This window comes from Paenibacillus sp. FSL H7-0756, from assembly GCF_038006765.1.
GTDB lineage: Bacteria > Bacillota > Bacilli > Paenibacillales > Paenibacillaceae > Paenibacillus_AQ.
The window spans coordinates 1,753,536-1,773,695 of sequence record NZ_JBBOVT010000001.1 but is presented as its reverse complement, the minus strand read 5'-3'; the positions used below and the strand labels follow the sequence as shown (position 1 = coordinate 1,773,695).

The window sequence follows — 20,160 nt, the reverse complement described above, 5'->3', positions numbered from 1 at the left end:
GATCTTATCCCTAGAATTGTAGCATCAATTGGCACTGAACCGGAATCTCCCAACACAAAAAACTGCAGTAGAATGATCCACCGGAATGGACCTTCTCTGCAGTATGTTTTGTCTTCACAGCTATCCTGATCCGGTTATTCTTTGACTCCGCCCAGTGCTACACCTGCGATAATATAACGGGACAGCAGGAAGTAGACTACGAACAGCGGCAATGCGGTCAGCGCAAGGCCCATGTAAATCGAGCCGAAGGAGGTCTTGTATATATCCCCCCGGAGCAAGCTGACCATGATCGGCATCGTATACTTCTCCTTCTGAGTAAGGAGGATTAACGGCATGAACAAGTTGTTCCAGTTGCCCACGAAGGCGAAGATGGCCTGCGTTGCAACTGCCGGAACCATCAGCGGCAAGATGATACGGTTAAAGGTTTTGAACTCACCGGACCCGTCCACGCGTGCTGCTTCCACAATCTCTATCGACAGCGTAGCCAGCAGATACTGGCGCATGAAGAACACTACCGCCGGCGCGGCAATTGCAGGAAGAATCAGTGGAAGGAAGCTGTTCGTCCAATGAATTTTATACATAAACTGATAGAAACCAATGGCACTTGCCTGAGAGGGAATCATCATTACACACAAAATAAAGGTAAAGAATGCACCGCGCAGCTTCCAGCTATAAGTCACTAGACCGTACGCCGCAAGGGATGAGAAATAGACAGTCAGTAGAGTGGCCGAAGCCGAGATAATAAATGAATTCATAAACCCCTGAATCGGATCGAAGCTCTTTTCGAGCAGCACCTTCAGGTTGTCCATCATATGGGATGAAGGCAATAGTGAGAGACCGGCTTGAATTTGTGCGGAAGAGCGGGTGGCGTTAACAAACATGATCCAAAACGGTAAAATGCTGAGCACCGCCAGGCTGATACAAACGATATAGATAATCGTTTTATTGATCGTCCGGGTGACATTTCCGCCTTTTTGATTATTGTCCATGTGCTACGCCCCCCTTTTGGCTGCTCTTGGTGGATTTCCGGTGCATTTTTTCGATTTTTTTAAGTCTTGCCGCGTCACGGTCACGCATTAGATAGAACACAAATGCAGACAATATCCCCGAGATCAAGAACATAATCATACTCGCAGCAGCTGCACGGTTGTACAAATAGCTTCCTTTAAAGGCTTGTCCATAAATAAACATCGACGTGGTAAGCGTAGAGTCATCCGGTCCGCCTGCAAGGAAGAGCTGCGGGATATCAAACATGGTCAAGCCACCGACCATCGATGTAATCAGCGTGAATAACATAATGGTACGTAAACTTGGCAGCGTGATCCGGAAGAACGTCTGAACTCCGTTTGCACCGTCAATCGCCGCAGACTCGAAGAGCGCAGGATTGATACCCATAACACCTGCGATAAGGATGATCATGGTATTTCCGTACCACATCCAGAACTGGATGAATGCCACAATGCCCCGCGCTACCGTCTTATCCTGAAGGAAGTAGATTGGAGCGTCGGACCAGCCCATCATTTGAAAAAAGCTGTTTACCGGACCCATCGGATAGCCAAACAGAGTACTGAATAGCAAGGCGATTGTGCCCGCAGTAATAACATTTGGCATATAGAGCAGAACCTTGAAAAAGCCTTGTCCCTTAATTTTAAGACGCTGGTTAGTGAACCATGCAGTGAGTAAGAGCGCCAGAAGGATCTGGGGAACGAAGTTAAGGAACCAGAGCAACCCGGTGTTGATCAGAGATTTCCGGAAAGAGGCGTTACTAAAGAGCAAATCTTTGAAATTCTGAAAAGGATTATCCAAAATATGTATTGGTTTTGGTATTAATCCCTGCAAATCGGTGAACCCGATGAATGCGGTGTATAAAATCGGATAGAGTGAGAAGATCAGAAAAGCCAAAACAAACGGAAACGTAAAAATATAGCCAAATTTAGAGTAGTTCACACCTTTGCGGCGCATGCTCTCACCCCTTTAGTTGATATGAAGGGGCGGGATGACTCCCCCGCCCCTTCGTTTGATTGTTATTCGCTATCGATATTAAGTTGATCTTTGACCTGCTGCTTGAAGGTTTCGATTGCCTTATCACGGGTCTTATTACCTGCAGTATATTCGCGTACTTGATCACGCCAGAGCTTGTTGATCGTTTCGTCGAATGCAGTCAGGTTCTTACCGGAAGCGTTGGCATTCGCCGGAACAAAGATATCGAAGATGTTCTGTCCGCCAACGAGTTCCAAGTCACCTTTTGACTTATCCATTACAACGGAGGAAGCAACGCTGTCCTTCGCGCCTTGCTCGCCCTCATTCAACGTTCCGTTAGCCCAGTAGTACTGGAGTCCGGTTTCGGAGGTGTCGAGTGTTACCCACTTGATAAAGTCCGCAACAGCCTTTTTCTTAGCTTCGTCCTTGACTACATCTTTGTTAGCAAGCAACCAAGTGCCTCCCCAGAAGAATCCTGTTGGGGATTCAGTAACTGCCCAGTCACCCTTTGTATCTTTGGCATGTTCGCTCAACGTATAGTTAATGAGCCAAGCGGGACCGAAGAAACCGAAGACTGGTTTTTCACCAGTGCCGTTCATATCAGCGAACCAGGCTTCTTGCCAATCTGTCGTATCGTTGTAGTAGTTATTGTCTTTAAGCTTCTTGGAGAGATCAAGGAATTCTTCACGCTTCGGATCAATATGCAGCTTGCCATCGACAATCCAGCCTTTATCAGAACTGTTTTCGATCGCGTGCCAGATATCGCCGTCACCGGAAACTGCGGCATATCCTTTAGCTTTCAGCTTTTCTGCTGCACTGAAGAATTTATCCCAGCCGGGTCCAACCTCTGTCTTGATCTTGGCCGGATCATCAGTTCCAAACACATCCTTGGCAAGCGAGCGACGATAGATAAAGGCTCCGCCTGTTGCCTGATAGCCGAGACCCTTCAGCTGTCCGTCAGTGCTGCTGCCGATATCTACAGAATACTGGGCGATGCCTGCATCCTTAACCATTTGATCAGTAAGGCCGAGGTCCGCATAGTTGGCTGCAAAAGTGGATGCATCACCTTGTGTATATTTGAGTACGAATGCGCCTTCAGTAGCATAAATATCAGGTGCATCTTTGCCGCCGGCAGCTAGCGCCTGGTCAAGCGCAGGCTGATATGCGCCGTCTGTAGTTGCTACAATCGTAGTTTTGAACTCCACATTTGCCTCTGGATGGATTTCCAAATACTTCTTAGTCATGTTCGGAATTTCATCGGTGAAGCTCCACAGATTGATCGTTACCTTCTCACCGCTACCTGCATCCGGAGCTTTGGTTGCCTCTGCCGCATTCGATGCCGGAGCCGTTGTTGCAGCTGCGCCGGACGAGTTATTACCCGAGTTCCCGCCGCATCCTGCCAGAGCAGATGACACCACGAGTACTGTTGAGAGTCCCGCTAAAACACGCTTCATACTTTTCATACTTTGCCTCCCCTTTTATATTCATCCTCGGTTTTTTGTAACCGCCTTCATATTATAGTGCCTGTCCCTTTCCGGCATAAGGAACCCTCATTGGGAAAAATACCACTTTTTATGGGTTCTGCTCTAAAAGTACAAAAAAGACGCCTGGGCTATATGCCGAAGCGCCTTAATACGCAGGAGAAGAATCAATCGTGATGGATCTCTCTACTCTTAATGATTCTTGCCAGAAGCAGGCCGTCGCTAAAATAGTATGCCTCATTTCTGGAAATGATAGCTGGATACAGATTGACCGCGATGGTCCATCCATTCAGAATGATGAAAATCAGGGGAAGGAAGTAGTTGTCTTCGTTGCCGATTCCCATTGTAATATAAACCAGAATTATTGCAGCAAGCTGGAACATTACCCCGCCAAGAGCAAATATGGTAGAACGCAGCCTGCTGAATTTTTCACTGCTCCCCATAAGTGTTAACCCGCCGAAGCCATAGCAGAAAATAAATAAAGTTCCGCAAAATGATACACGCCAGAACGGCTTTCGTTCTCCAAGTGTTACTATTGGTACAGGATAGCCCACGAGTTTCCCGGCCAAATAATGCCCAAGTTCATGAATGAACGTGACCAGATATTTTAACAATGTCACCATAACCGTAAGGAACACCGTATTCACCACTGACGGCTCCTTAATGGATAACAGGAGAATAAAGACGATAAACAGCATCACATATGCAAATGTCCGATTCAAGCAGAACCCTACCTTTACGATATATTTTTCACCGTTAACGAATAATTATCTGAATTCATTCTATCTAACTATGGCCCTTTGGGGTATAAGTAATTAGCCGCCCGGGCTGAAAATCTTGAAACTTGTCATACTATATAACGTAAATTTGGACCATACAGACTAAAGAATAACTAACGGGAGAGGAGCTTGTATCTGATGGAGTATTACCGCCGCAATATATCAGACACCTTGAAAGAAGTCGACAGTTCCGCAAGCGGGCTTACGTCTGCTGAAGTAGATAACCGGCTGGCCAAGGAAGGCTACAATGAGTTGAAGGGCAAAGCGAAGGACCCGCTCTGGAAGCTGTTTCTGGAGAATTTCAAAGATCCTATGGTCATTGTGCTGCTCATCGCGGCTACCGTTCAGATCGTAATGGGACATATTATGGAGTCTGTTATCATCTTCGTCGTGCTGATTCTGAATGCTGTAATCAGTGTGGTGCAGACCCGGAAGGCGGAGAGCTCACTGGACACCCTGCGAAAAATGTCCGCACCCGAAGCCAAGGTCATGCGGGACGGGGCCTTACTGTCGATTCCGGCAAGGGAGCTTGTCCGGGGAGACATCGTCTTCCTGGAGGCTGGTGATTATGTGCCTGCGGATGGACGGATTATTGAATCCGGGAGTCTGCGGATTGATGAAGGCATGCTGACCGGCGAATCTGAAGCCGTAGATAAGCATACCGATCCTATCCCGCAGGATGCTCCGCTGGGCGACCGGCGCAATATGGCCTTCAGCGGCTCGCTGGTCGTCTATGGCCGGGGAACCCTGGTCATTACAGGAACGGCGCTCGGTACTGAGCTAGGGAAGATTGCCGGGCTGATCGAGAGTGCCGAAGCCAAGCAGACGCCCCTGCAGCGCAAGCTGGAGAGCTTCGGCAAAAAGCTGGGGATCGCCGTCCTGCTGCTATCCGTGCTGATCTTCTCCATTCAGGCCGCACGCGTCTGGCTCTCGAATGACACGGTGGATACCACCGAAGCCATCCTGAATGCCCTGATGTTCGCTGTAGCAGTAGCCGTCGCCGCTATCCCCGAGGCGTTATCTTCTATCGTAACCATTGTACTCTCCGTGGGCACGAATAAGATGGCCCGGCAGCATGCCATTATCCGTAAGCTGCCCGCTGTAGAGGCACTGGGATCAACGAGCGTCATTTGTACGGACAAGACCGGGACGCTGACCCAGAATAAAATGACGGTTGTCGATTATTTCCTCCCCGGAGGCCCGAAGGAGCAGTTCAAGCTGAAGGCCGATGACTGGTCGGAAGAAGCCCGCAAGCTGCTGCATATCGCCGTACTCTGTAACGACTCCAATATTAATGAAGAAGGCAAGGAACTGGGCGACCCGACCGAGGTAGCACTGATTGCCTTCAGTAATAACAAGGACAGGGATTACCGCGAGATCCGCGATAACTTCCCGCGCGAGGCCGAGCTGCCGTTCGATTCGGAACGCAAGCTGATGACCACACTGCATACGTTCGAAGGACAGAAGGCCCTGCTTACCAAAGGTGGCCCGGATGTTCTGTTCAGCAGATGCTCCCATGTCCTGCTGGAGGGCCAGGAGGTTCCGCTGTCAGAGGAGGTGCTGGAATCCTTCAATGAAGCAAACGAACAGTTCTCCAGCAGAGCTCTGCGCGTGCTTGCTTATGCCTATAAAAACGTGCCGGACACGGTGACTGAGGTGGGCCTTGACGATGAGCATGACATGGTTCTGGTCGGCCTGTCGGCGATGATTGACCCGCCGCGCGAGGCCGTATATGGCTCTATCGCCGAGTCGAACAAAGCAGGCATCCGTACGATTATGATCACCGGGGACCATAAGACCACCGCCCAGGCCATCGGCCGCGACATCGGACTGATGGCGGAGCATGAGATCGCCGTTACCGGCCAGGAGCTGGATGCCATGTCCGACGAAGAGCTGGACAACAGACTGGAACAGATTGGCGTCTACGCCCGCGTCTCCCCGGAGAACAAGATCCGGATCGTCCGGGCCTGGCAGCGCAAGGGCAAAATCACCGCCATGACCGGTGACGGTGTCAATGATGCCCCGGCACTGAAGCAGGCCGATATCGGGGTTGCGATGGGCAGCGGAACCGATGTTGCCAAGGATTCGGCGGCTATGATCCTCACCGATGATAACTTCGTGTCTATTGTCAATGCAGTGGCCGTTGGCCGGACAGTGTTCGATAACATTAAGAAGGCGATCGCCTATCTGTTCGCCGGCAATCTGGGTGCGATTATCGCCATCCTGTTCGCCCTGATCTTCGACTGGATCAATCCGTTCACGGCCATTCAGCTGTTGTTCATTAACCTGGCGAATGACTCCCTCCCGGCGATTGCGCTAGGCATGGAAAAGGCCGAGCCGGATGTAATGAGCCGCAAGCCGCGGGACATCAGCGAGGGTATCTTCGCAGGCGGGATGATGCAGGCAGTGATCACCCGTGGTCTGCTGATCGGGATTGCCGTGATTATCTCCCAGTATATCGGACTGCAGCATTCGGATGAAATGGGGATTGCGATGGCCTTCACCACGCTGATTCTGGCGCGCACCCTGCAGACCTTCGCCGCCCGCTCCAACAGCCAGACCTCTGTGGAAGCCGGATTCTTCAGCAACAAATATGTAATCGGCGCAGTCATGATCTGCTTCGCCTTCTACGGCATTGCGGTCCTGCCTGGTGTCCGTGAGATCTTCTCGATCCCTGCCACGTTCGGCATGAACCACTGGCTGACCGCCACCGGACTCGCCCTAGGCGCAGTCATTGTGATGGAGCTGGCGAAGCTGGTCCGCCGCCTGCTGCCTGCGAAGCAGGCTGCTTAAGCCAGGCTAAGTTAACAAACCTTGATAACAGCAAGAAGCCTGCACGCCCTGTATAGAGGGGTGCAGGCTTTTTTATAATCCATCACTTCTTCAAATGATAAGGCACTGTAGTGACAATCACATCGCTGCGGAACAGCAGACGGGCGCGTATCAGCAGACTCGATTGATTATGAAGGATATTATGCCAGCCTTTCTTCGGAATGAACTGTGGAATGATTACTGTTACCCTATGGTTCAGCTCAGCGGCCTTCCAATTCACTTTATCAATAAACTTGGTCAATGGCTGTACGATGCTTCTATAAGGAGTATATAGGGTTACTAACCTTACGTCCGGCTGCCACTTTCTCCACTTCTCCTCGAACACCGCTTCATCTTCCCGCTCGAAGGGCACGTAGACGGCTATAATCTGCTGCGGAGACAGCGACTTGGCATATTCCAGGGAGTTCATCACGACATGAGTGATCCCGGCCACCGGCACGATAATCACATTGCCTTCAATCTTGATCGTCTCCTCACAGGTCGAAATTCTAAGCTGGTCCGCAATGGCCTCATAATGCTTATGAATCCGGTGGAACACCAGGAGCAGAATCGGCAGGAAGACAAATACCGGCCATACCTGAGTAAACTTGGTCATGAAGAACATCATCGTTACCACGAAGCTGATTAGAGCGCCAACCGTATTGATGATGAACTTTTGCACCCAGCCCGCAGGCTTTTCCCGGAGCCATTTCACCATCATTCCGCTCTGCGACAATGTAAAGGGAATGAACACACCTACAGCATATAAAGGAATCAGCTGCTCCGTTTTCCCCTCAAAGACATATATCAGAACCATGGACAGAACACCCAATATGATAATACCGTTGGAGTATCCCAGCCGGTCCCCCCGCATGGTGAACATTCGCGGAATGAATTTATCCTTGGCAAGGTTCACAGCCAGCAATGGGAAGGCGGAATAACCGGTATTGGCAGCCAGGATCAAGATTAATGCAGTCGTTCCCTGGATAAAATAGTACATCGCATTCCGGCCAAAGGTTTGCTCGGCAATTTGCGATACCACAGTGACGTCAGCACGGGGAGCAATCCCGTAATAATAGGCTAACACCACAATGCCGGAGAACATCACAGCCAATAAAGCCCCCATGGCGATTAAGGTTTTGGAGGCGTTGGACGCTTCCGGGCTTTTGAAATTCGGTATGGCATTGGAGATCGCTTCAACCCCCGTTAACGCAGAGCTCCCGGAAGAAAATGCGCGCAATAATAGAAACAGGCTGATCCCCGCTACCGGAGTCCCCAGTGAGGTATGCAGTTCTGCCGGAACGTTACCTGACAAGATGTTGTACAGACCTGTACCAATCAGGATGAATAAGGCAAGGACGAATAAATAGACCGGATAAGCGAGGACGGAGGCAGATTCCGTGACCCCTCTTAAGTTCAAAATCGTGATCAGCAGCACAAAAGCAATGGCAATCACCACTTTATGCTCATGTAGGCTTGGAAACGCTGAGGTGATGGCATCCGTGCCCGCCGATATACTTACAGCAACCGTTAAAATATAGTCAACCAGCAGCGAACCGCCAGCAATTAACCCCGGATACTTGCCCAGGTTCTCCTTAGACACCACATAGGCGCCCCCGCCGTGGGAATAAGCAAAAATAATCTGCCGGTAGGACAGAATGAGCGCGGTCAGCAGGATCAATACTCCCAGCGCAATCGGGATCGAATACCAGAAGGCGGCTGCCCCAATCGTAACCAGAACAATCAGAATCTGCTCCGGCCCGTAGGCAACGGATGACAGTGCATCAGAAGACAGTATAGCCAGCGCTTTCTTTTTATTTAACTTTTGCTCTCCGAGTTCACTGGACTTTAAGGGCCTGCCAATTAAAAATCGTTTTAAAAATGAAATCACTCAGTTTCACCACTCGCTTGTTATTTGTAGGATCTTGGTTGAACCCCATCTACTCCTGTTCCGGGACACAACAAAAACACCACAGAAGACTATTCTGTGGTGTTCAACATATCATGTCAGGCATTAATATAGCGTTAAGGAATACGCCGAGACATTAAGATTGCATTAAGATTATTCTCTATCCAGAGCATTGGCTGCCCCATGGTCCGGCCCGCGGGCAAGTGAGGATGTCTCTTCACGCAGATTAAATCCCTTAACCAAGAGCCAAAGCGGAAGAACAATTTCAAAGATTGCCCCTGGAATATACAGGATGGTTCCGGTATCACGGCCGCAGATGGCCAGACTACTGCTTGTTAACAACCCGGCATACCCGATGAAGCCGATCACGGACAACCAGCGCGGAATCAGCTCTGAACGGTAGAGAACATAACATAATAACAAGCTGCCCAAGCTCAGCACGATCATAGCCAGTTGAAATAACATCAAATGAGCTTCTACCGCTACATCCGCTATACGCTGGAGGTAAGAATAACCCGAGGCTTCCGCCGTTGCGTGATCTTCGCTTAACGAGATGAGCAGGATTGGCGCGATTAAACTGATTATTAGAAGCACAGACTCAATGATCCGGGAGCTTAAGTACCCTGCCGCAAAGGCCCCGTTATATTTTTGTAGAACAGGATAGAGCAGCATCGCAATTCCCATAACTGCTATAGCGTTGATCAACTCCAGCAATAATCCGGCGGCGGCTCTTGTTCTGTCTGCAAATAAACCCGCGAGAAATTCAGGCCCCTGCAGCATGGGATTCAGCAGCCAGCTCCCTAGCATATAAGCCCCCGTTGAGACCAGAAAGAGTACCCCGGCCACCCTTGCATTCCTGTTCATCCTTATCTCCCCTTAGCTCGTGTTACAAGGATTATAGCTAAGCGGCAGTATAGCCAGTAGACACTTTAGTGTGGTTTCAGCGGGTCTGGAAGCAAATTCAGCTCACGGGCACGCGCGATCGCTTCTGTGCGTCTTTGTACCTGCAGCTTCTCAAAAATCCTGCGGTTGTGCCCTTTGACCGTGTCCACAGCTAAGAAGAGCTTCGCGCCAATGTCCCGGTTGGACAGTCCCTTGGCGATAAGTGCCAGCACTTCAAGCTCTCGTCTGCTGAGCGGCTCGAACAGGTGGCCTTCCTGGCCCGGTTTGCGTTCCCTCTGTACACGCTCCAGACCCGCCTGTGCTTCTTGAACAGCCGGAAGCGGCAGATCACCGGCCAGACGAAGTGCCTCTGCGTAATATTCTCCTGCCGGACCGGGCCGGTTATCCGCTTCCTCCATTTGACCCAGGCCGATCAGAGACAGAACAGCCATCGGTTTATGGCCCATCATATGACTGTACGAAATGACCCCGTTATAGGCCTTCCGGGCTTCGATATAGTCTCCCCGCCGCTGGCAGGCCACACCCAGCATCCAAGCAGCCGATGTCCTGACCGCAAGATTATCCTCACGGAGATATTCTAACGCACGGCTTGACTGGGTAATGACTTCTTCTATCTCTTGGCTTACCCCTGCCCAGATCTCCCTTGCAGGAGCAATCAGCCCGATAAGATCATCGGTCTTATCCTCCTGTTCCGTCATTTGCATGGACGCTTCGGCCGCCAGTAATTTGGGACTGGCTACACCAGGCTTTGCTGCCATCATCAGCGCGGCTACGGCAGCCCGGGTTGCGGCAATAAGTCCGATCAGGTCTCTGATGCGGGCATCCTGCCGGACGCCCTCCAGCGCCGCTTCCGCTGCCCGCAGCTTAGGTTCGATATGTGTCGGCTTGCCGGTGATCAGCATAATTGAACCATATATCACGAGCAGCGCAGGTCTTGCCTCCAGCTCCGCAGCAGGCAACGACTCCAGCCATTTCAGCGCAAAATCTGCCGCTCCGCGAAGATGCAGCGGCTTCCCGTTACCTTCAAGCAGGCGTGCAGCACGGTCAATATCAGCCGATTGGACAGCATGACGAAACGCTTCGATCTCGAAGCCTTGGCTTTCATACCATTCACTTGCCCGTTTATTCATTTCCGCGATACTGCTGTTGTCGTGACTATCCTGCAGCCGTCTTCGCAATGATTCAGCGAACAAGTGGTGATAGCGATACCACTGTCTCTCATGGTCCAAGGGAACGACAAATAAGTTCTGGCGTTCAAGCTCAAGTAACTGCTGTTTGCCCATCATCCCGGTATTAAGCATAATGGCATCGCACAGAGAACCGCACAGGCGGTCAAGGACGGAGGTCCTGAGTAAAAAACGCTGAACGGCTTCCGGTTGCCGTTGCAGAACTTCTTCCACCAAATAGTCCAGTACGAAATGATGGCTGCCGGCGATGGACTGGATGAACCGTCCGGTACCACGATCCCCCTGTATCGAGAGCGCTGCCAGCTGTAAGCCGGCGATCCAGCCTTCGGTACGTGATTCCAATGCGGCTATTTTATCTGCGGGCAGGTTAAGTCCCATGATTCTGTTTAGAAATTCTTCGGCTTCTGCGGAAGTAAACACCAGATCAGAGGCGCGTAGCTCCGTTAACTGGTCTTGAACCCGTAACCGTGCTAATGGAATTTGCGGTTGCTCGCGGGTAATCATCACCAGGCGGACATGCCCGGGAAGATGGTCAAGCAGGAAGGAAACTAACTTGTCGACAGACTGCGATTGGACTACATGATAATCGTCAAGGATGATTATACAAGGAGCCATGGCGGCGAGATCCTTAAGCAGTGCCGGCAGGATTGCCTCCATGGACGGCGGCTCGGGAGACTGCAGCACCGCAAGCAAACTTTCGCCTGTCTTCGGGGCAAGTGTTTGCAGGGAGGAGATCAGGCAGCTCAGAAAACGCGCAGGCTCGCCGTCTCCTTCCTCCAGCGACAGCCATGCGCAAGGCCGCCCGCAAGTAGCGATCCAATCGCCAATCAATGTGGTTTTCCCGTAACCGGCGGGCGCGGAGATCAGGGTCAATTTACGCTGCAGACCCTCTTGAAGCTTATGGATCAACCGTTCACGGGGAACCAATTTGGGCCGAAGCGGCGGAATATTGAATTTGGTATTTAGGATAGGTGTAGGCATAACCACATCTTACCATCCGCCCTGTTTATCATCAATGCGTCTGCCGGTTGCAGGTGATGTCTACTCCTTAGCTTTTTCCTGCCACGTTCCATCCCTATAGATGAAATAACGGGAGTTCCCCTCCCGGTCGCGGGCAACAATCTTCCCTTCCGGCCCCTGTCTGCTCTCCCCGCTCACTTTAAATGAAGCTTCATCTTCAGTAGGAGGCACCCGGTACACGTACTCCAGCCCGTCTTTTCCCGAATTGCTGCGCACAACGTCACCCTTCGTGGCATAGATCAGATTAATGTCTAACTGAACCTCACCGCCCAAGACAGGTAACACCCCAAGCACCCTGCGCTGGGAGTCAATGACGTCAAACCCCATTTTCCAAAAATCACTCAGCTTATGCACCTGATTATCCTCCAGCGGATACACCTGTACAGCAGCCTGTGGAGTGAGCGTGAATTTACGCGGAAGCCCTTGTTCCAGTTGCATCAGCATGGCAAGCTTAAGGCCAAGATAGATCACAATAAACCCAGCACACCCCATACTAAGCACCCGTCTCCTGCGCACAGGCACCGGAAGCACGAAACTCATAACCCCCACCAACATAGGCACCCATAACGTAGGATCACCAAGATAGATCAATGACAGCGTATAAGCTTCACTGGACAGCGGGTAGATCAAATGTACTCCATGTCCCAGGTAGTCCACCAGAATATGCCCCAGCACACTCCCCGCCAGACACAGATATAGCTGGATATACGAATACTTTTTCAATAGAAGCTTGAATATGAACACAATTGGAACCATAACCAGCCCCATGACGACGATGGAATGCGACCACGGAGATACATACCTGTTCCCCAACAGATCCGGCACAATGCCCAGGAATGAGGCCAGTCCGAGCAGAACAACTTTTTCCCTGAAAGAAATCTCGTAGCGCATGAGCACCATCGATACAATGAAGCTGCCCGTAAGCAGATGTGTAGCCATGTGCATAGCCAATATCATAGACACCTGTAATCCCCCCGCTTTGCTTGTTAAGCTTCGTCCATCCCTGAATCGTCAGACGTTCCCCTCAATGTTCAGAGCCTCGACAAGTTATTAACAAATGGAGCGGGGAAAAGGTTCATTCAATTTAATACTCAGTTTAAATATACTTCCCGGGCGTCCTCAAAAATAGCATCTAATCGTTCCCGGGTAGGATTGTCTCCTTTAAACTGTATCTCATCAGCAATGCCCTTAGATTGAATGCCTTCACCCCCAGCAGGTACTTTACCATAAACAACGCCACGGATAATGTATACACCAGAATCAGTGAGGCTCTCTCTCAAAAACAGCAAGTATTCTTCATTCTCATTCATCAACTGATATCCTAATGTGCTGTAAACTCTTAACGAGTCTGCTACTGCATTTTCTTGGACAATGATGGTCTCCCCGCTGGACAACGTGTGGCCGGTGTTATTTTTAAATACATCGCTCAGTACAAATTTAGATAATGTGCGATTGTCAATAACCACTCCGTCCACATCTTCTTTTTTGAGAACTATTTCCTGAGTCCCGGCCTTCGTTCCCTTAACAACAATATCTGTTTGCGCATCCATTTCAGCAAACGTTTGGTAGCTGATGGCCCTATTGTTTGTAATGGCGTAAGGTGTTGTTTTCGTCCCTGCCGTATCTTGAACTGTTAATGGTTCAAGCGAAGCGGCTGCTCTCTCATATTCAGCCTGAAAAAAGGTTTTAGCTGAACTCATTCTGAAATACAGTCCGTCTTCTCAAAGTATAAATACGGTACTTCATTCTCTTTAGCAATCCACTCTCCAGATCCATCTTTAGAAAGCTCAACTTTTTTAGTCGAAGCAATCTCGTTAGTTGGTCTAAGTTCTTCTTTGGATTGAGTGATTGAACCACGAATAAATACAATACGGACTTGATTGTCTTTAACTTCAACACGCTCCATGTAATCATCGCTACCTAAACCTACTGTAGGGATGTAGACTTTATCTAATCCGGCTTTCTTAGCCGCTTCACGAATTTCAATTTTTTGTTCTGCGGTATAAGAGAGTGGCTCTGCTTCTGTCATCCCTTCACTTTCATTATTAGTGGAATTTACATTCTGACTTTGTTCAGTTGCAGGAGTATTTGAAGATAAATTTTCATTCTGACTGCATCCTGCTAATAAAGCACCAAGCAGCAAGCCAATAAACACGACTTTACTTTTGTAGTTCATGGAATATCCTCCACTTGTTGATTTGTCACCTCACCATGATAGACTGAATTGCTCTTCCAAAAGTTGCATAATATTCTCAGCTCAGTTTCTTTTTTGAAACTCTTTTCAGGCCCAGCAAACTAAATCAGATGGGAGCTGATCAAAATAAAGCGGCAGCCCTGTCTCCTTAAGAGTCCCGGCTACCGCTGCTTATTCAACACACTACTGTTTAATTACAGCGGGCTACCATCATAATCTCCATGCTCTCGAGCTGTAAGGGGTGATTCCCGAATTGGCCTGGGTTGCAGCCATATGCGGCCTCTACTGCGAACCCTTCACTCTCCAGAAGCATCTGTAATTCCCGGAAGGTAAAAGCGGTAGTATAAATCAATACCTCTTTGGATTCACCCTCGGGGCTGTGGATCTCTTCTTTATCGATTACGGTGCAGGAATACGGGTCAAATAACGACTCATCCTGTATACGCCGGGCTAAGTTAAGCGCATTAATTACCGTAAGAACACATAGAGAACCCGGCTTCAGCGCCCGATGAACTCCTCTAAGGACCTTCCGGTGATTCTCTTCACTCCCCGCCAGCCCAAAAGCCCCTTCACACAGACAGATCGCACCATCGAACTCCTGCTCAAACGTTAACTCACGGGCATCCGCCACCAAAAATGTTGCCGGCAGCTTGTCCTTCGCAGCTTCCCGATTCGCGTGCCTGATAAATTCCGCAGAAATATCCACGCCTACTGTTCTAATTCCATGCCGGGCCAACTCCAGACCATGCCGCCCCGGACCACAGCCAATATCCAGGATGCGGGTACCCTGCCGAAGATTCATTAACTCCATTAAAAAGTCTGCTTCCTGCAACGTTCCCTGGGCGAAACCGTATTTCAAATACTGCTCCCGCATGAAATCTCCGATGGCTTCATAATAATCCCCACTGTACTCAAAGTCTGCTTGCGTATTCTTCAAAAGCTATCCCTCCGTATCTGTTGTGCCTACACGGAAGTGGATTGGCGTGACAGCTTAACCCCTTCCGTGTCCCGAATGACAACGTTCAGCCTGTCAGCGCTTCTATTCATAAGTTCACTCGCTTTCCTTATTATGTAACTTCAGGGTAGACAATCGGAGCCGGGGAGTCAAAAGAAAGAACCGTTATACTCATTCTGTACGGTTAACTTAACGAAGCTCCCGGACCTTCAACCCCGCTGAAGCATCCAGCATAACCTCACAGACATCTGTTTTAATCGTTAGCGGATGCGGATAAGCTTCCTCCTGGTCAGACATGAACCAGACCCGGCCTTGCTTCACAGCAATAATCAGCCCGTGCTCGTCACCTGCGGCGGCGAACTGGCTACTGTAATCCCGCCAAGGAACGATCCCTACCCGGGATAACTTGAGCAGTGCCTCCTCTGCATCGGGTACAGGCAGACCGATTTCACTTACACATAACAGGCTGGCCGGAGAAAAAACTTCATTGGTGGAATTGTTCAGATTGTGCCGGGCAATCAGCTCTACAATATTACCTGCCGGATCATAGAAATAGATGGAATCGGCATTCCAGGACTCAAAGTGAACGACTTTCTGGCCCTCATTAGGAATGACAGATACCTTCGGAATAACCCACCTCAACGCTTCCTCTATCTGGTTCTCAGGGATGTTGAACGCAAAATGATATTTCGGCTGTCTGCCTGGGTCAGACTCTTTGAAGGTTAGAGTGGAATCACCCACTTGTACACTGAAGGACGCCGGATGTTCCCGGACTACTGTCAGCCCAATAGTATTCTCATAAAAGTCTTTCATTCCTTTCAAGGAATGGGTCTGCATTTCTACTTCTCTTATCATTTCGGATCACCTCTGTTTGTGGCATAACAGCCAGATCTTTGCTTCCATGGTATCCATGCAGAGAATTGAAGTCAAACCCGCATCTGCAACTTCTGCACAGCAACCGCGTCCATAATAATATGGAAAATCTATCTATTCTCTGAAAACAATAGGACAATTGAACACAACAGGAGGTTTATGTATGCGCTTTATGGCAGCAATTGTGCTGGCGGCGGCTCTGCTCTCAGGGTGTCAGGGAGCAGACAAGGAAGCTGTGAACAGCTCCTCTTCATCCCCGTTCACAGCTTCCCCGGCCCCTTCCTCACAGACTGAAGTATCACCCACAGCTACTTCAGCCACACCTTCCGCTCCAGCACCTTCAAGCGAGGAGGAGCCGCTGCTCTATATTGAGCAATTGAGAATTATCGGCGGAGGCGGACAAGTGATACAGGTGAAGTCGAACAGCGATATCGATAAACAATCATTGGAGCAAGCATTGAAAAATAGTCTGCAGACCAGTGATCCCGAAGCAGAATTCCGCTACACACTGGAATGGGAGTCCCCGCGGTTTGTGCAAATCCGCCTGCATCTGGATGAGAGCAGCGCCTGGTCCGGGACATTCAATCTGGATGAAGCCCTCACCGCAGACGGGCGCAAGTATGCCAGCACCGAGCAGCCGTACCGTAACACGGTTGTCGTCAGGGCCCAAGCTGGTCAAGGCAGCCTGCTATTCCAGGGCATCACCTCTGGCACCCGGCGCGTAGTACCTGCCTGGAACACGGGCTGGATCAAGTCCGTTCAGACTACCGAATCCTCCGCTCCCTCCTATCTGTTCTACGGGCAGGAGAAGCATCAATTGGTGCAAGCCCTGAAGGGCGAGGCGCTGGAGATTCCGGCTTGGCCCCAGGAGAAGGATGCCTACGGTAATGACTACGGTTACCATGAGATGTATTCTGACCGCTTCTATTCGGGCTTCACTTATATGATCTCAGGCAATAAAACGCTGTATCGGGTAGACCTGAAGAACTTCACCCGCGAGAAGCTTCATGTGTTCGACAAGCCAGTCTACGGCATGTCCTCCTCACCTGACGGTAAGCGTATCGCTGTATTAACCGCACACGACGAGTTCATTGGCCCTGCGGCAGACTTGACGGTGCTGGATCAGAAGGGGAAAATACTGCATTCCAAGGAGAATGCCTCCTTCATCTCCCACAGTGACGGCTTCCTGTTCGTATATTCTCTGACTTGGGGGGATGATTCGCATCTGCTTCTTCCCGCAGACAGAGGTGAGGAGAACCCTCTCGGCCAAATCCGCTACAATACCGGGAACGGAGACTCTTCGGTTATGCAGGATGAGCGCATCACGGACCAAGTAAAACAGGATATTTCGGAGCATGAGCGGCAGCTGCGAAGTGACTTTCTCTTCACTGAACTCCACTGGTCACTGGACAACCGATTCGCAGCCTTCAAATCCGGCACAGGCGCCATTCAGGTCTACGACACACAAGAGCGGACCTTCACCTTCGTCTCCGCAGGCACACTGCTGGACTGGATGCCGGATGGAACGCTGGCCTGGGCGGATGCCGGGGATCATGTGTATACTTTTTGAGTGAAAGTGACGGACATGCAGAAGATCTGCGAGGGGGATATGACAGAGCTTGTAACAATGGCGCGCTCATGTACATCCACGTTCTTTTATTCTATATCTAATTCGGCAAGATGCCTGCAATCCCGGCTATGGGTTGCAGGCTTTTTATAATCCCTTCTGATGAGGCATCGTTATTCTAAAAAAATATTTTTGTGTAACATAGTGAGAATATTGAATGGTTTTTTGCATCTTAGAAGTAGAACAGCAGGAAAGGAGGATTACAAATGAACGACAGGGAACAGGAGCTTAGCATAATCCACGATGTTTTAAGAGGAAATAAGGCATCCTACACTTTCCTGGTAGACAAATATAAAAACAAGATTTATGGCCTGCTTTTAAAAATGGGAGCCTCTACTGAAGATGCAAAAGATATGACACAGGAAACCTTTATAACAGCTTATCGGAAGCTGGGAAGTCATCGCACAGACCGAAGTTTTGCAGGATGGATATACACAATTTCGATTCATATATTCCAGAATAGATACAGAGGAAAGAAGCACCAGGTTCATCTAGAAATCACCAACGATCTCTTAAGCTCACTACCTAATCCGGAAAGCGAAGCTATACACCAGGAAAACAGAAAAGAACTCTCCGCTCTTGTTAACAAGCTTCCAAGCAAATACAGATTAATGATAGTACTGAGATATACAAATGACCTGACTTATGAAGAGATGGAGCAAATTACAGGGTACAGTATTAATCAAATCAGAAACGGATTGCATCGGGCTAAAAAAAGACTTCATAAATTACTCACAAAGGAAGGAGTGGACTTAAATGAAATGTTGGAGCATTGTGGAGATGGAAGAGTCTCTCATTAGTGGGCGACTGGATGAGTTGGAGAAGCATATTGAAAACTGCCCGGAGTGTTTGGCTCGTTACAATCAGCTCCTGCAAGAACAATCTGAATTCTCTGATGCCCTATTCCCGGATGCATTGCCTTCTTCATTCACAAACAAAATCATGGAAGAAATACAAGAAACCATAATAGATCCTGTCGGAGAGCCCGTGCAAATGAATCTCCCGTCTGGAGCGTCTGCTCACCGGACAAATAAAACCCTACAACGATGGACGGTTGCTGCTGCGACGATTCTCATATTGTGTGGATCCTTAATATTTGCAAGTCCATCTATAGCGGAATTCGTTCGTTCCATGTTTTCATCTGACGCCTCGTTAGACCCTGGACTACTACAATCCAGAGAATTAGGTCTGATTCAAGATCCAGGAATAAATGTTAGTAATCACGGGTACAGAATTCAGATAAATGAAGTTTCAGCAGATGCAGTCAGACTCACCATAGCTCTGAAGATCACTGACCGTTTTGGACAACCGATTAAAGACGGATTTGATCCAGAGAAGCTTATCGTTAAAGATGAGCAAGGTAATGAAGTCGGCTTAGGGAATGGGATTACAGGATATGCTGGTGGTGTATATGTTTATAAATACACTTATAAAGGGGAACTTACTTCATCAACGATTATTGTAGAAAGCCAGATTGATCAGATCAAAGAAACTAAAGGGAACTGGGCATTTTCATTTCCTGTGGATTTGACTATAGCTGCTTCTCTGACTACTGTAAATGAGTTGCATGAGCGCTATGTTACCCCTGAAGGCCTGACAATTCAAATGGAAAGACTGACCCGTACCCCGAGCGGAGTTAAATTGGAGCTCACAACATCACTAAGCCAACAAGCACGAAATAAAGTTCCGGCTGATATGGAAGAAAAGCAGAAGCTGATGTTTCACTTCGAAGATGAACAAGGAAAAATAATATCACAAGTTAATGGACTAGGTTCTTTTAATATGCTGGTGGGAGTTACATCAGAGCATACTGAAAAAGGGGTTCATTGGGCTTATACCTTTATTGATCTGCCTTATGATACCCAACACATAAAAATGGTTTTAGATGGATACTCCATACCCGAGAAGAGCGAGGGTTCCATAGTCATTTATCCAGCAAAACTCAGCAAAGAAAATGCCGTATTTAATAATTCTGGTGATATCGTAAGGTTCAAATCCTTTAAAATCACTCAGGACCCTGATCAACAAGCAGCAATAGCGGCCGGAGTTATCAAGAATCAAGAACCAGAATCGGCGGGAGTTTTTGAAATTAAGGGTGCCTATGTAAATACGGGCAATCCCGATATTGATAAATGGCAAGCCATTGATGATAAAGGCAATAATTATCCTGTAGAATTTCGAGGGAGCACGAGTCTAGAAGAGAAAGAACAAGATGGAATTTTCATCGTTAAAGGATTAAACAGTATACCAATGAGACTCACTTTAATTCGAAGTATTGTCGATCGGTATTATTCAGATGTTCAATGGTCTTTTGATCTTCCAAGAGGCAAACCAATCCCCGGATTGAAAAACAACGAAATCAATTAAGGCAGTAGTGAGAAAACCACATTTTGGCGCTTGTATTGATTTATTCTGAGAAGGAGAAACGCAGAGTTGTTGAT

At 49.0% G+C, this 20,160-nt stretch carries 16 protein-coding genes; 4 read left to right on the top strand and 12 right to left on the bottom strand.

Translation table 11 applies throughout. From position 1 onward, the window contains the following. Positions 1 to 134: 134 nt before the first annotated feature. From NST04_RS08020 to NST04_RS08005, 4 genes are all read right to left on the bottom strand, one after another. Positions 135 to 989, bottom strand: coding sequence for a carbohydrate ABC transporter permease (locus tag NST04_RS08020; RefSeq protein ID WP_341183821.1), 855 nt, complete (start codon positions 987 to 989; stop codon positions 135 to 137). Beyond that, positions 979 to 1,962 carry a carbohydrate ABC transporter permease gene (locus NST04_RS08015; protein ID WP_341183820.1) on the bottom strand — a complete coding sequence of 328 codons (984 nt, stop codon included), beginning with the start codon at positions 1,960 to 1,962 and terminating at the stop codon, positions 979 to 981. The genes NST04_RS08020 and NST04_RS08015 overlap by 11 nt, the downstream gene beginning before the upstream one ends. Before the next feature lie 62 nt (positions 1,963 to 2,024). Further along, positions 2,025 to 3,443, bottom strand: a complete 1,419-nt coding sequence (locus NST04_RS08010) for an ABC transporter substrate-binding protein (RefSeq protein WP_341183819.1) — start codon at positions 3,441 to 3,443, stop codon at positions 2,025 to 2,027. Between the two features lie 185 nt (positions 3,444 to 3,628). Further along, entirely contained in the window at positions 3,629 to 4,108 is a 480-nt protein-coding gene (locus tag NST04_RS08005; RefSeq protein WP_341183818.1) for a site-2 protease family protein, read from the bottom strand. 270 nt (positions 4,109 to 4,378) lie between these two features. Here NST04_RS08005 and NST04_RS08000 point away from each other — a divergent pair, with 270 nt between their 5' ends. Then, the gene (locus NST04_RS08000) at positions 4,379 to 7,033 is read left to right on the top strand and encodes a cation-translocating P-type ATPase (RefSeq protein ID WP_341183817.1); all 2,655 of its coding nucleotides are present in this window, start codon (positions 4,379 to 4,381) and stop codon (positions 7,031 to 7,033) included. A gap of 82 nt (positions 7,034 to 7,115) precedes the next feature. Here NST04_RS08000 and NST04_RS07995 read toward each other — a convergent pair whose 3' ends face one another. From NST04_RS07995 to NST04_RS07960, 8 genes are all read right to left on the bottom strand, one after another. Then, positions 7,116 to 8,942 carry an APC family permease gene (locus NST04_RS07995; protein ID WP_341183816.1) on the bottom strand — a complete coding sequence of 609 codons (1,827 nt, stop codon included), beginning with the start codon at positions 8,940 to 8,942 and terminating at the stop codon, positions 7,116 to 7,118. Between the two features lie 171 nt (positions 8,943 to 9,113). Then, complete coding sequence (locus NST04_RS07990; protein WP_341183815.1) at positions 9,114 to 9,824, bottom strand: DUF4386 domain-containing protein; 711 nt, start codon at positions 9,822 to 9,824, stop codon at positions 9,114 to 9,116. Between the two features lie 65 nt (positions 9,825 to 9,889). Beyond that, positions 9,890 to 12,031 carry a LuxR C-terminal-related transcriptional regulator gene (locus NST04_RS07985; protein WP_341183814.1) on the bottom strand — a complete coding sequence of 714 codons (2,142 nt, stop codon included), beginning with the start codon at positions 12,029 to 12,031 and terminating at the stop codon, positions 9,890 to 9,892. A 60-nt stretch (positions 12,032 to 12,091) separates the two neighbouring features. Further along, positions 12,092 to 13,027, bottom strand: a complete 936-nt coding sequence (locus tag NST04_RS07980) for a metal-dependent hydrolase (RefSeq protein ID WP_341185207.1) — start codon at positions 13,025 to 13,027, stop codon at positions 12,092 to 12,094. A gap of 134 nt (positions 13,028 to 13,161) precedes the next feature. Continuing rightward, on the bottom strand, positions 13,162 to 13,770 hold the full coding sequence (locus NST04_RS07975; protein WP_341183813.1) for a hypothetical protein: 609 nt from the start codon (positions 13,768 to 13,770) through the stop codon (positions 13,162 to 13,164). Then, complete coding sequence (locus NST04_RS07970) at positions 13,767 to 14,246, bottom strand: hypothetical protein (RefSeq protein ID WP_341183812.1); 480 nt, start codon at positions 14,244 to 14,246, stop codon at positions 13,767 to 13,769. The genes NST04_RS07975 and NST04_RS07970 overlap by 4 nt, the downstream gene beginning before the upstream one ends. Before the next feature lie 208 nt (positions 14,247 to 14,454). Further along, positions 14,455 to 15,201 (bottom strand): SAM-dependent methyltransferase, encoded by a 747-nt coding sequence (locus NST04_RS07965; RefSeq protein WP_341183811.1) that lies wholly within the window; start codon positions 15,199 to 15,201, stop codon positions 14,455 to 14,457. Between the two features lie 207 nt (positions 15,202 to 15,408). Next, positions 15,409 to 16,074, bottom strand: coding sequence for a VOC family protein (locus NST04_RS07960; RefSeq protein WP_341183810.1), 666 nt, complete (start codon positions 16,072 to 16,074; stop codon positions 15,409 to 15,411). Between the two features lie 181 nt (positions 16,075 to 16,255). On the opposite strand from NST04_RS07960, the gene NST04_RS07955 reads away from it, so the two are divergent. The 3 genes from NST04_RS07955 (at position 16,256) to NST04_RS07945 (ending at position 20,086) form a co-directional block, all read left to right on the top strand. Next, positions 16,256 to 17,662 (top strand): hypothetical protein, encoded by a 1,407-nt coding sequence (locus NST04_RS07955; RefSeq protein ID WP_341183809.1) that lies wholly within the window; start codon positions 16,256 to 16,258, stop codon positions 17,660 to 17,662. Between the two features lie 263 nt (positions 17,663 to 17,925). After that, positions 17,926 to 18,519, top strand: coding sequence for an RNA polymerase sigma factor (locus NST04_RS07950; RefSeq protein ID WP_341183808.1), 594 nt, complete (start codon positions 17,926 to 17,928; stop codon positions 18,517 to 18,519). After that, a complete protein-coding gene (locus NST04_RS07945; protein ID WP_341183807.1) occupies positions 18,500 to 20,086 on the top strand; it encodes a DUF4179 domain-containing protein in 1,587 nt (528 codons plus the stop codon). Before NST04_RS07950 ends, NST04_RS07945 begins: the two co-directional genes overlap by 20 nt. Positions 20,087 to 20,160: the final 74 nt, after the last annotated feature.